This is a genomic window from Methylobacterium sp. AC832 (assembly GCF_979256025.1).
Map to the genome: position 1 here is coordinate 606,427 of NZ_CEEDMV010000003.1, position 13,144 is coordinate 619,570.

The following is a 13,144-nucleotide window of genomic DNA, read 5'->3' on the forward strand; positions in this document are numbered from 1 at the left end:
CTTTTGTGGCGATGCGTTCAGGTTTGGCGTGGGTTCCTGACGGCCGGCGAATCGGCTCAACCGGCTCCGAGCAACCGAATCGCCGCGTCCCTTTCGAACAGGTAGAGTAGCACCCGGAGCGCCCTGCCACGCTCGGATCTGAGGCCGGGATCGCGCTCGACGATGAGCCGCGCATCATCGCGGGCGACCTCCAGCAGGCTGGCGTCGCTCTCGAGGCTCGCGAGGCGGAAGGCGGCCGCGCCCGATTGGCGCGTGCCCAGCACCTCGCCCTCGCCGCGCAGGCGCAGATCCTCCTCGGCGATGCGGAAACCGTCCTCGGTCTCGCGCATCATTTCGAGGCGGGCGCGGGAGACCTGTCCCAGCGGCCCGCGATAGAGCAGCAGGCAGGTGGAGGCCTTGGCCCCGCGCCCGACCCGTCCGCGCAGCTGGTGCAGCTGCGCGAGGCCGAACCGCTCGGCATGCTCGATCACCATGATCGTCGCCTCGGGCACGTCGACGCCCACCTCCACCACCGTTGTAGAGACCAGGATCTTCGTCTCGCCGGCGGCGAACCGCTCCATGGCGGCATCCTTGTCCGGCCCCGGCATCTTGCCGTGGATCAGCCCGACGGCGTCGCCGAATTCCTGCCGCAGGTCGGCGAAGCGATCCTCGGCGGCGGCGAGGTCGACATATTCGGATTCCGCCACCAGCGGGCAGATCCAGTAGACCCTGTCCCCGGCGGCAAGCGCCCGGCCGAGCCCCATCACCACCTCGTCGAGCCGGTCGATGGAGACGAGGCGGGTGGCGATGGCCTGGCGGCCGGCGGGCTTCTCGTCGAGGACCGAGACGTCCATGTCGCCGAAACAGGTCAGCGCCAGGGTGCGGGGGATCGGCGTCGCGGTCATCACCAGGATGTCCACCGCCGCCCCCTTGGCGCCGAGCGCGAGGCGCTGATGGACGCCGAACCGATGCTGCTCGTCCACCACGGCGACGCCGAGATCCTTGAAGATCACACTGTCCTGGAACAGGGCGTGGGTGCCGACCACGATATCGATATGGCCGTCGGCGAGGTCGGCCAGGGTGGCGCGGCGCTCCGAGACCTTGTCGCGCCCGGTGAGGAGGCGCAGGCGCAGCGAACCGACGAGCTCCGTCAGGCGCTCGAAATGCTGGCGCGCCAGGATCTCGGTGGGCGCCATCAGAGCCGCCTGCCGGCCGACCTCCACCGCCGAGGCCATGGCCAGCAGCGCCACCGCCGTCTTGCCCGAGCCGACATCGCCCTGGAGCAGGCGCAGCATGCGCCGGTCGGAGGCGAGATCCGCGCGGATCTCCTCGATGGCCCGGGCCTGGGCGCCGGTGAGCGCGAAGGGCAAGGCGGCCTCGATCCGGTCCTTGAGATGACCGTCGCCGGCATTGGCGCGGCCGGGCGCCCTGCGGTTGCGGGCCCGCATCAGGGCCAGCGCCAGCTGCGAGGCGAGGAGTTCGTCATAGGCGAGGCGACGGCGCGCCGGGGTGCGGGGCGTGACGCCATCGCTCGCCGGTGCCGGCGGCGCGTTCTCGGGCCGGTGCTCGGCCCTGAGCGCATCGGCGAAACCCGGCAGCCCTTCCCGCGCGAGCCAGGCCGGGTCCTGCCATTCGGGCAGGGTCGGCAGCCGGTCGAGGGCGGAATGCGCCAGTTTCGAGATCGCCCGCGAGGTCAGCCCCTCGGTCGCGCCGTAGACGAGCTCGACGGCGGGGAGGGCAGCGAGCCCCGCCTCGTCCACGATCCGCGACGGATGCACCATCTGCCGGTGCCCGTCCCACAGGTCGATGCGGCCGGAAATGTAGCGATGGGCGCCCAGCGGCAGCATCTTCTCCACGCGGGCCTGCGGCATGCCGAAGAACACCAGGGTGATGTCGCCGGTGCCGTCCTCCACCAGAACCCGGAAGGGACGCCGCCCCGCCCCGGGCTGCGGCGGGCGATAGCCGGTCACGGTGACACCCAACGTCACGGGCTCGCCCGGCGGCGCCTCGGCGATGGAGCCCATCATCGTGCGCGCCACCCCGCCCTGGGGCAGGTGGAACAGAAGATCGACGATCCGCGCTGGCTGTTCGGGCGTGCCGAGGAGCCGCTCGATCAGCGGCGCCAACTTCGGCCCGACGCCGGGGAGGGTCCGGGCCTGGGCGAAGAGCGGATCGAGGATGCTGGGGCGCAGGTTCGTCGGGCGGGGTTCGTCTGTCATGCAAAGCCGGTTGAGCCGCGCGAACGGAGATGGTGATGCCGCCGCGCGGGTCTATATAGACGACAGCAGGGCCCTACGCCGCTAACGCGGCACCGGGCCGCGCACAGTTTCCCCTGTCCCGGGATCACCGGATCCCAGGATCGCAGCATGACAGGCTGACCCCATGTCCGGAACCACCCGCACCAGCGCGGATCTCGATCCGCGCCGCCGCCGCACCCTCTTCCGCGCCTGGCATCGCGGCATGCGCGAGATGGACCTGATCATGGGCCGTTTCGCCGATGCGGAGATCGGTACGCTGAGCGATGAGGAATTGACGACCTTCGAAGCCCTGATCGAGCTGCCCGACCGCGACCTGTTCCGCTGGCTCACCGGCGAGGACGAGACGCCGCAGAATTACGACACGCCGGTATACCGCCGCCTCCAGGCGTTCCATAAGCACGACGCGCCGATTCATTAGCGGTCTAGGCGATGCGAGGCTCTCCTCCCCCTGTGGGGAGGAGTTGGAGGTGGGGTAGCGCCGCTCGCCTCCGCAGTGGGAGGGTCGCCCAACCACCCCCACCCTCGGTCCCTCCCCACAGGGGGGAGGGAGGCGCGTCGCGTCTCACTTTCCCATGAGTTCGAAAACCCCGACCCGATGGCCAAACCCCAGCCCAAAGCTCCCGCTCCCGCCCCGAAGCCCCAGACGGCGCGGTTCGCCCTGCCGAAATCCGGTGCGCTCGCCCGTGCGCTGGAGGCGCTGAAGCGCGGCGATAGCCCGACGCTCGCCAACGTGCCCGAAGGGTTCGATGCGGTGGTGGTGGCTGATCTCGCCCGCGCCCTGTCGCGGAGTTTCGAGGGGCCGGCGGTTCTGGTGCATGTGGCCCGTGATTCCGGGCGCTCGAACGCGTTCCAGACCGGACTGAAATTCGTCGCCCCCGAGATCGAGGTGATGAGCATCCCGGCCTGGGACTGCCAGCCCTACGACCGGGTCTCTCCGAACGCCGCCATCGCCGCCCAGCGGATGACCGCCCTGTCGCGGCTCTCGCGCTCGCGTTCGTCAGAGGAACAGCCGCGCATCCTCTGCACCACCGTCAACGCTTTGATCCAGAGAGTGCCTCCCAGAGAGAAGATCGCGGTGGAGACCTTCTCGGCGGCGATCGGCAACGTGGTGCCGATGGACACCGTCACCGCCTGGGTCGAGGCCAACGGCTTCCTGCGCACGGGGACGGTGCGCGAGACGGGTGAATACGCCGTGCGCGGCGGCATCCTCGACCTGTCGCCGCCGGGCCTGCCGAACCCGATCCGCCTCGACTTCTTCGGCGACACCCTGGAATCCATCCGCGCCTTCGATCCGGAGACCCAGCGCACGGTGGGCTCGCTCCGCTCCCTCGACCTCGTTCCGATGAGCGAGGTGCAATTGACCACGGAGACGATCCGGCGCTTCCGCCAGGGCTATATCTCCACCTTCGGCGCGGCGACCCGCGACGATCGGCTCTACGAGACCATCAGCGAGGGACGGCGCTATGCCGGCCTCGAGCACTGGATGCCGCTGTTCTACGACCATCTCGACACCCTGTTCGACTACGTGCCGGGCGTGCCGCTGGTCTTCGACGCACAGGCGGAGGAGGCGGTCGCCGAGCGCCTCACCCTGATCCGCGATTATTACGACGCCCGCGCCGAGGCGATGAAGACGCCGTCCACCGGCGTCGCGCCCTACAAGCCGCTCAGGCCGTCCTCCCTCTACCTGACGCAGAACGACTGGAAGGAGCGGGTCGCCGCCGCCTCCGTCGCGCGGCTCTCGCCCTTCGCAATGCCCGAGAGCCCGGACCGCCTCACCATCGATTGCGAGGGCAAGGCGGGCCGCAGCTTCGCGGCCGAGCGGGCGGACGAGACGGCCAGCGTGTTCGACGCCGCCGTCGCCCATGTGAAGGAACTCCAGGGATCGGGTCATCATGTGATCCTCGCATCCTGGTCCGACGGCTCGCGTGACCGGCTCTGTGGCGTGCTCACCGATCACGGCCTGAAGAAGCCGGTCTCCATCAACACCCTCACGGCGGTGAACGCCCTGAAGCGCGGCACCGACATGGCGGTGGCGGTGTGGGGGCTCGATTCCGGCTTCGTCGTCGACAAGCTCGCGGTCATCTCGGAAGGCGACATCCTCGGCGACCGGCTGGTGCGCCAGAAGCGCAAGTCTAAACGGCCACAGGACATCATCCTGGAGGTGCAGGCGCTGCAGCCCGGCGATCTCGTGGTCCATGCCGATCACGGCATCGGCCGGTTCGTCGGCCTCAAGACGGTGACGGCGGCGGGCGCGCCGCACGATTGCCTGGAGATCCAGTATGCCGGCGGACTGCTGCTGCTGCCGGTGGAGAATATCGAGCTTCTGACTCGCTACGGCTCGGAAGATGCCGAAGTTGCCCTCGATCGTCTCGGCGGCGGTGCCTGGCAGGCCCGCAAGGCCAAGATGAAGAAGCGCATCCTGGAGATGGCCGGCCAGCTCATCAAGATCGCGGCCGAGCGCTTCGTGCGCCAGGCACCCCGCCTCCAGGCTCCGGACGGCCTCTACGGCGAGTTCGCCGCCCGCTTCGCGTTCGAGGAGACAGAGGACCAGGCCACCGCCATCGACGCCGTCCTGTCCGACCTCAATGCCGGTCGTCCCATGGACCGCCTCGTCTGCGGCGATGTCGGCTTCGGCAAGACCGAGGTGGCGTTGCGCGCCGCCTTCGCGGGGGCCATGGGCGGCAAGCAGGTGGCGGTGGTGGTGCCCACCACCCTGCTGGCACGCCAGCATTACCGGACCTTCGCCGAGCGCTTCAAAGGGCTGCCGGTGCAGGTGGCGCAGCTCTCGCGCTTCGTCTCCGCCGCCGAGATGAAGCAGAACCGCGCGGGCCTCGCCGCCGGGACCGTCGACATCGTGGTCGGCACCCATGCGCTGCTCGCCAAGAACGTGGCCTTCAAGGATCTCGGCCTCATCATCGTCGACGAGGAGCAGCATTTCGGCGTGGCCCACAAGGAGCGCCTCAAGGCGCTCCAGGCCGATGTCCACGTGCTGACCCTCTCGGCGACGCCGATCCCGCGCACGCTCCAGCTCGCCATGACCGGGGTGCGCGAACTCTCGATCATCGCGACGCCACCGGTGGACCGCCTCGCGGTGCGCACCTTCGTGATCCCGTTCGATGCGCTGATGATCCGCGAGGCCCTGCTGCGCGAGCGCTATCGCGGCGGCCAGTCCTTCTATGTGGTGCCGCGGATCGAGGATCTGGCGGAGGTGAAGCGCTTCCTCGATACCGAGATGCCCGAGACCAAGGTGGCGGTCGCTCATGGCCAGATGGCGGCGGGCCAGCTCGAGGACGTGATGACCGCGTTCTACGAGGGCAAGTTCGACGTGCTGCTCTCCACCACCATCGTCGAATCCGGCCTCGACATCCCCACCGCCAACACCCTCATCGTGCACCGGGCCGACATGTTCGGCCTCGCCCAGCTCTACCAGCTGCGCGGCCGCGTCGGGCGCGCCAAGGCCCGCGCCTACGCCCTGTTCACGACCCCGGCGAACAAGCAGCTCACCGTGCAGGCGGAGAAGCGTCTCCAAGTGCTCCAGACCCTCGACACCCTGGGCGCGGGCTTCCAGCTCGCCTCCCACGATCTCGACATCCGCGGCGCCGGCAACCTGCTCGGCGACGCCCAGTCCGGCCATATCAAGGAGGTCGGCTACGAGCTCTACCAGCAGATGCTGGAGGATGCCGTCACCGCCCTCAAGGCCGGCATCGAGGAGCCGGTGGAGGAGGCGTGGTCACCCACCATCGCGCTGGGAGCACCGGTCACGATCCCGGAGGATTACGTCGAGGACCTCACCGTCCGCCTCGGCCTCTATCGCCGGCTCTCCACCCTGGAGAACGACGCCGAGATGGAGAGCTTCGGCGCCGAGCTCATCGACCGGTTCGGGCCGCTGCCGCCGGAGGTGGAGCAACTCCTCAAGATCGTCACGATCAAGATCCTGTGCCGCGACACCAACGTGGAGAAGGTCGAGGCCGGGCCGAAGGGCGTCGTCGTCCATTTCCGCGACAAGTCCTTCGCCAATCCGCAGGGGCTGGTGGCCTTCGTCGGCGGTCAGGCCTCCTTCGCCAAGGTGCGTCCGGACATGAGCATCGTGTTCATCCGCGAACTCGATTCCATCCCCGAGCGCCTGAAGATCACGACCTCGATCCTGCGCGAATTGTCCAAGATCGCCCGCGTCAAGAAGGCCGCGTGAGGGATAATCACGCCGGGTCGATCACCCCGGCGCATTCGGCGAAAAGCTCATGAAAAAGGCGGGCTCACCGGCCCGCCTCCATCGAAAAATCTTTTCTCAAACAAGCACCTGCGGCGCTGTCCTCATAGGCAGGATTAGAGGTCCGGTTCGTTCAGGACGTAAGGACCGATCCGGCTTTGCAGATCGACCGAGGCACCGCTGCCGCGTCCCGTCCGGCCATCGATGACGATGACGGGGATGCCTGCATGCTGCATCTGCTCGCGCAGGCGCTCGGAGAGCATGGCATAGGCCGGGTCGAGCCGGGTCGAGGTCTGAAGCAGGATGGCCGCGGGGCGGGCGATGACGGCGAGAACGTCGTCGGCGGCCTCGAGGGATGCGGTAACGCTCGCATAACCCAGCTCGGCAAGCTCGGCGGCGAGGGAGTGATCGATGGCGCGGTGACCATCATCGACGACCAACACTTGTTGCAGCGCACTCATGACTGTCAGGGTTAGCTCATCCATCGCCCCTTGGGAAGGGACCCGTGCGATAACACACGTGAACCCAGTTGGTTCGCCGGCTGCAGGGTGAAAATCCTCTTGCTATCCGGCGAAGAGCCCGCTCGCGACCCGTAGCGCCCTAGCCTCACGCTGCATCGTGCAAGACATCCGGAACTCACTCCAGACCGCTGTTCCGAAATAGGAAACTCGTTTCATAAAACAGCTGAATCACCGACTTCGGCACGGCCGCCGTGCCATGCGTCGAAAGCGGTGAATTTCGGGCACGACGACGCCGCCGGATGGTCAGCAGCGAAGGATCTCGGTTGCTCGTCCGGCAAATATTTTTGCCGCGAATGGGACGGCCCTCCACAGATCGGCGGCTTTTTCCGGCGGGATGCCGCGTTGCAGGGGGCTGGCTTTTGAGGCACGGCCCCGGAAAGCGAATCGCCCGTCCTCGTCACGGGCGATATCCAGAAGAGCCGGGAACGGTGCCAACGGATGAGCATCCGCGAGGAAGTGGGCGACGTCCCCATCGGCCCGCGAGGCGGTGAGGAGGGCCGCCTCGTCGAAGGCGAGGACATCGATCACCCGTCGCGGACCATGCACGGCGCCCGGTGCCAGCAGCCGCGTCGTCAGGCGGGTCGGCAACCGGTGAGCAAGGGTGACGGATTCGAGGCTGCGAGGGCAACGGCTCGCCGCGAGATTGCGCTCCAGGGCAGCGGGCACGACAAGATGCGTCGGTCCCGGTCGAGCCAGCGCCTCGGCGAGGTGGGCGGCGTCGAACGGCCCACATGTTTCGAGCGCGGCCCCGGCCACGAGGGCGGCGCCGAGGCCGGTGACGAGGCCCCTCAGGTCGGCTGGCGCGAGAAGGGTCAGGATTCGGTCGCGTGGTGCAATCCGGATCGTGGCGAGATGGACCGCGATCGATGCGATCAGCGCGTCCGCCGGGCGATAGACCGGCTGCGTGGGATCGGCAGCGGCGAAAGTGACGAGCCCGGCGCTCGACGGCGCGAACGGGCCGCCATGTCCATCGAGGACCATGCCGTCGAGACTGATGACCCCGTCGGGCACCTCCGGCCCGAAGGCCGCGAGGTAGCGCAGGCCGAAATAGCGCAGGGCGACACGGCGCAGGCCTTCGGCCGGCAGCATTCCGGCGATTTGGGATTGGGTGAGCACGGCCTGAATACCGGCGGCCTGGATGCCGGCCACGAGGGCGTCTTCGTCCCATGTCAGGGGTAGGAGGCAGGGAATGTGGCCCGCGGCCTCGATGGCCAGGTAGGAGAGCACGGTCTCCGACCCCGCGGCGGCGATCAGGCCCACACGGCTCGCCGGGGCCAGCCGCCATTGTCTCATCCCGCTGGCGAGGCGCGCGACGATCTCGGCGGCGGACCCATAGGTCCAGGTGATGGGGCTGCGCCCGGACCACCCGGCCTTGTCCTTGGGATCGATGAAGGCGACACGGCTCGGATCGGCATGGGCGGTCGCCGCCAGCAACGTGCAGAGGCCGGGCCTGACCACATCCGAATGCGGGCTCGGCACGACGGGCCTGTCCGCCGGAAGGGCGACGGGAGGAGCGTCGCCAAAGGGTATGATCGCTGGCTGCGCCGACACCTCCGCCTCAACTCCCCGCGTGCATCGACTTTCCGTGCCCTGCGGTGATGAACGGTTAGGGTTAAACTTTGCTTAAAAACGCCCTTTGGAAAGGGCAACCGACAGGTCATCCGCGATCTGGCGGACAGCGCAGGTGTCATGTCTTCGCCGTATTCCGCAGGGAAGCAGGCGGCCCGGTCGTTCGAGCGGGTTCGAGGCGTTGAACGCCCCGTTCGGCACCCTGGCGGGCCCATATTGGCCATCCAGGGTTCAGGAGCGGGTGATTTGCGCGCGCCGAGGGCTTGACCGCGCGAACCAGGGCGGCGAGGGCTCGGCCGAACGCCGTCCGCGGGTTTCGATCCGCATCATCGAGTTCAGGAAACGTCCTGCTGGGTTCAAGCGCCGCAGCATGTCTTCGTCATTCGCGATATCCAAGGGGTCAGAGCTGATGTTCTTTGCCAACCGTCCCGCGCGCCCGATGCGCGCCGCCGCGATTCTCGCCCTGGCCGGCATGATGGGCAATGCGGGCTTGGCGGCACCGGCCTTCGCCCAGGCTCCGAAGGGCAAGGCCCCCGCTCCGACCGCACCGGCCCCGGCAGCGCCGGCCACCCAGACCCCGGCCGCCCAGCAGCCGGCCGGCCCGCAGATCGTCAACGTAAAGTCCGAGCCGTCCCAGGCCGATTGGACCAAGGTCTGCGGCAAGGACCAGAACACCAGCACCGACGTCTGCTACACCACCCGCGACTTCGTCTCCGACCAGGGCCAGCCGGTCCTCGCCGTGGCGGTCTACGACATGAAGAACGCCCAGCAGAGCGTGCGCGTGGTGCGCTACCTGCTGCCGCTCGGCCTGCTCCTCGGCCCCGGCATCCGCTTCACCGTCGATGGCCAGCAGGCGACGCCGGGTAAGTTCGCCGTGTGCTTCCCCAACGGCTGCTTCGCCGAGGCCGGCAATGTCGGTAACGACCTCGTGAACGCGCTCAAGAAGGGCACCACCCTCAACATCAGCGTCCAGAACCAGGCCCAGCGCGAGGTGACCTTCGCCGTGCCGCTGACCGGCTTCGGCAAGGCCTTCGACGGCCCGGCCGTCGATCCGAAGGTGCTGGAAGAGCAGCAGAAGAAGCTCCAGGCCGAGCTCGAGAAGCGCAGCGAAGACATGCGCAAGAACCTCGAGAAGCAGAATGCCGCCGGCGCTGCCGCCGTGGGTACCGCTCCGAAGCCCTGAGACCGGGCCTCGAACCCACTTCGTGAAAATAGGAAAAGGCCGGGCGGCGAGCCCGGCCTTTTTCATGCGCACCGTCGATGAGGGGGCTCCGCGATGTGGGGTCCCGTCCGGGACTCAGTTCGCGTGAGCGCCCCGAAGGCGGTAGGCGCCGTCCGAATCCCGCTCGAACACCTCCGGAATCCCGGCATGGCGCAGGGCCTCGCCGGACGTGTCGGGAATGAGGTTCTGTTCGGAGACATAGGCCACGTACTCGCTTTCCGCGTTCTCGGCGAGAAGGTGGTAGAACGGCTGGTCCTTGCGCGGCCGGACCTCCTCGGGAATCGCCAGCCACCATTCCTCGGTGTTGTCGAAGATCGGGTCGACGTCGAAGACGACGCCGCGAAACGGGTAGATCCGGTGGCGCACCACGGCGCCGAGGCCGAACTTGGCGGTGCGCGTCTGGATTCCGGTGGGAGAGAAATCGGTCATGACGCCAAAATAGGATGCGTCGGACAGGTTGTCATCGTCGGCGTTGCCACGCCGCATCGCAAGGAGCCGTCTCGGTCTGCAGATCTCGGACGGCATCCGGCCGATCGCTTCGGGATCCGTGGCTGCGGGAAGCGGAGGCGAAGCCGGAGCGGCGGTGAGGGGGGTCGAACGAACGAGGCTGTGCCTGAGCCGCCCCCTCACCTTCGGCTGCCGCCTCGCTTCATGCCCCGACGAGGAGGCATGAAGCCCTCTCCCCGCGTGCGGGGAGAGGGAAGGCCATCTCAGTTCGGGCCAGAGGTCACTTCAGGCCGTAGGTCTTGGCGAGCTCTGGGTCCTTCTCGGCCACCAGCCGGGCCAGATCGACGATGACCTTGGCCTGTTTCCAGGTGGCGTCGTCCTGCATCTTGCCGTCGAGCATCACCGCGCCGGTCCCGTCCGGCATCGCCTCGACGATCCGCACCGCGAAGGCGACTTCCGCCGGATCGGGGGCGAAGACGCGCTTGGCGATGGCGACCTGGTTCGGATGCAGGGTCCAGGCGCCGGCGCAGCCCATGAGGAAGGCGTTGCGGAACTGGGCCTCGCAGGCATCCCCGTCCGAGAAGTCGCCGAACGGGCCGTAGAAGGCCTTGAGGCCGTTGGCCATGCAGGCATCGACCATTTTGGCGATGGTGTAGTGCCAGAGGTCCTGCTGGGCCGACGCGCGGGCGGCGCCGTCGCTCGTCGGGTCGGCGATGACGCGGTAATCCGGGTGGCCGCCGCCGACGCGGGTGGTCTTCATGCCGCGTGATGCCGCGAGATCGGCGGGGCCGAGGCTCATGCCGTGCATGCGCGGGGAGGCGGAGGCGATGGCGTCGACATTGGCGACGCCTTCGGCGGTCTCCAGGATGGCGTGGACGAGGATCGGCTTCGAGACGCCGTGCTTCGCCTCGAGCTGGGCCAAGAGTTGGTCGATATAGTGGATGTCCCACGGTCCCTCGACCTTGGGCACCATCACCACGTCGAGCTTGTCCCCGACCTGGGACACGATCTCGAACAGGTCGTCGAGAATCCAGGGGCTGTTGAGGGCGTTGATGCGGGTCCACAATCCGGTGCCGGAGGCGGCGAAATCGGTGGCCTGCGCCATGGCGACGAAGCCCTTGCGGGCCGCCTCCTTCTGATCGACCGGCACGGCGTCCTCGAGATTGCCGAGCACCACGTCCACGGTGGCGGCGAGTTCCGGCACCCGGGAACGGACCTTGTCGTTGTGCGGCGGCACGAAATGGATCATCCGCTCGAGCTTCACCGGCAGGTCACGGAACGGGGCCGGCGCGCCTGTGGCGAGCGGCTGGAAGAAGCGGCGCGGTAGTTTCATCGGGACTCGGGCTCCGGCTATGGATAGTCGTTGGACCGGGTCGACGACCTGCATATCGTATTCAGGTCGTCGACCTAGGGTGTTGGCACCGCATCATCTTTACCGAAAACCAGATCTGACTTTCCGGATGATGCTCTAGCCTCGAAGCGGTTAGTCAAGGTTACCCCCCGCGTAAAGGCGGGTTTTCGGAGGAGACCGCTTTCCCAACGACGTGCGCTGGCGCATGTTCGACGCAAGGGGAGGGTCCACGGACCGGAACCGGCCGGTCGACGCCGGGTTCTCGCAGCAGAGGCGGGCGTTTCGAGACTTACCAAGGACACTCTCTCATGTCCGGATCATCCAGCCGACACGGTCTCTTCTATGCGGCCAGCATGGTGGCCATGCTCGGCATCGCCGGACCGGTCGAGGCCGCTCCGGCCCATGCGGGCGCACCGGCGAGATCCGCTCCTCTCAAAGAATCCTCGAAGTCATCGCCAGCGAGATCATCCGAACGGGTCGCGTTCACGGCCGGTGATGCGGCCGATGCCAGGCCCGACGGCCTGAAGGGCCATCTCCGGATACCAGCCGACGACACCAAGGCCTTCCAGAATCTCATCGACGGCGCGGGTGCCGCGTCCGATCCGTGGCTGGTCCTGTCCGGCGGCGGCGAGAACGGAGCCTTCGCCGCCGGTCTCCTCAACGGCTGGTCGAAGGCCGGCAACCGGCCCGCTTTCGGAATCATCACCGGGGTCAGTACGGGGGCGATGATCGCGCCCTTCGCCTTCCTCGGATCCAGCGCCGATGCGACATTGGCGCACGCCTATACGGAGATCTCGGCCGCCGACGTCTTCGAATTCGGCGGTACCAACGAAGCCCTGACCGATACCTGGCCGCTCAAGCGCCGGATCGAACGGATGGTGACGGGCAAGCTCCTCACCGACATCGCTGCCGAGCACGCCAAGGGACGTCGCCTGTTGGTGGCGACCACGGCAGTGGACAGCGAACGCCCCGTCCTGTGGGACATGGGCGCCATTGCCTCCGAGGGCAGCCCGAAGGCGCTCGACCTGTTCCGCGCGATCATCCTCGCCTCCTCGGCGGTGCCGGGCGTGTTCCCGCCGGTGATGATCGACGTGGTCGGTACGGACGGGAAGCATTTCCAAGAGATGCATGCGGATGGCGGCACCACTGCGCCGTTCTACCTGGCGCCGGAAGCCGCGATCCTCGGCAAGGCCAAGGTGAGGCTTCCCACGAGCACGGTCTATCTCGTCGTCAACAACACGGTGACGCCGGACTTCCAGATGGCCACACGCACGACCCTGAGCGTGCTCGGCCGCGCAATGTCGGCCGCGATCAAGGCGCAGACCCGTGCGGCGCTCGCCCTGACGGAGAGCTTCGCCGAGCGTAACGGCCTCGATCTCGACGTGGCCCAGATCGACAACCGGTTCACGCGCACCACCTCGGCGCCGTTCGACCAGGATTACATGAAGGCCCTGTTCGCCCATGGCGAGCGCCTTGGGCGGGACGGCACCGCCTTCAGCCGCGGAACGCCCGCCGCCTCGATCCCCACCGGATCGACCGGCGACCGTTTCGGTGCGGCGGACGCGCCGACGAGCCTCGCCCGACGCTGAC

At 68.0% G+C, this 13,144-nt stretch carries 9 protein-coding genes; 4 read left to right on the top strand and 5 right to left on the bottom strand.

What is annotated here, in order from left to right; all coding sequences use genetic code 11:
- Window positions 1–56: 56 nt before the first annotated feature.
- The gene (gene recG / locus AC0IXR_RS14510; protein ID WP_471761248.1) at window positions 57–2,198 is read right to left on the bottom strand and encodes an ATP-dependent DNA helicase RecG; all 2,142 of its coding nucleotides are present in this window, start codon (window positions 2,196–2,198) and stop codon (window positions 57–59) included.
- A gap of 163 nt (window positions 2,199–2,361) precedes the next feature.
- Between recG and AC0IXR_RS14515 the strand changes: the two genes are divergently transcribed.
- Window positions 2,362–2,655: an FAD assembly factor SdhE gene (locus tag AC0IXR_RS14515; protein ID WP_056425773.1), complete on the top strand. Its 294-nt coding sequence runs from the start codon at window positions 2,362–2,364 to the stop codon at window positions 2,653–2,655.
- Between the two features lie 177 nt (window positions 2,656–2,832).
- Window positions 2,833–6,426 carry a transcription-repair coupling factor gene (mfd, locus tag AC0IXR_RS14520; RefSeq protein ID WP_471761249.1) on the top strand — a complete coding sequence of 1,198 codons (3,594 nt, stop codon included), beginning with the start codon at window positions 2,833–2,835 and terminating at the stop codon, window positions 6,424–6,426.
- Between the two features lie 134 nt (window positions 6,427–6,560).
- Here mfd and AC0IXR_RS14525 read toward each other — a convergent pair whose 3' ends face one another.
- Both AC0IXR_RS14525 and AC0IXR_RS14530 read right to left on the bottom strand, forming a co-directional pair.
- Complete coding sequence (locus AC0IXR_RS14525) at window positions 6,561–6,905, bottom strand: hypothetical protein (RefSeq protein ID WP_056453741.1); 345 nt, start codon at window positions 6,903–6,905, stop codon at window positions 6,561–6,563.
- A 303-nt stretch (window positions 6,906–7,208) separates the two neighbouring features.
- Window positions 7,209–8,444 (bottom strand): AMP-binding protein, encoded by a 1,236-nt coding sequence (locus AC0IXR_RS14530; RefSeq protein ID WP_471761250.1) that lies wholly within the window; start codon window positions 8,442–8,444, stop codon window positions 7,209–7,211.
- A 499-nt stretch (window positions 8,445–8,943) separates the two neighbouring features.
- Between AC0IXR_RS14530 and AC0IXR_RS14535 the strand changes: the two genes are divergently transcribed.
- Window positions 8,944–9,717: an invasion associated locus B family protein gene (locus AC0IXR_RS14535; protein WP_056425765.1), complete on the top strand. Its 774-nt coding sequence runs from the start codon at window positions 8,944–8,946 to the stop codon at window positions 9,715–9,717.
- A 114-nt stretch (window positions 9,718–9,831) separates the two neighbouring features.
- On the opposite strand, the gene hspQ is transcribed toward AC0IXR_RS14535, so the two are convergent.
- Both hspQ and AC0IXR_RS14545 read right to left on the bottom strand, forming a co-directional pair.
- A complete protein-coding gene (gene hspQ / locus AC0IXR_RS14540; RefSeq protein ID WP_056453784.1) occupies window positions 9,832–10,185 on the bottom strand; it encodes a heat shock protein HspQ in 354 nt (117 codons plus the stop codon).
- Window positions 10,186–10,483: 298 nt separating this feature from the next.
- Window positions 10,484–11,536, bottom strand: coding sequence for an HpcH/HpaI aldolase/citrate lyase family protein (locus AC0IXR_RS14545; protein WP_056425762.1), 1,053 nt, complete (start codon window positions 11,534–11,536; stop codon window positions 10,484–10,486).
- A gap of 326 nt (window positions 11,537–11,862) precedes the next feature.
- On the opposite strand from AC0IXR_RS14545, the gene AC0IXR_RS14550 reads away from it, so the two are divergent.
- Window positions 11,863–13,143, top strand: coding sequence for a patatin-like phospholipase family protein (locus AC0IXR_RS14550; RefSeq protein WP_471761251.1), 1,281 nt, complete (start codon window positions 11,863–11,865; stop codon window positions 13,141–13,143).
- Window position 13,144 lies beyond the last annotated feature (1 nt).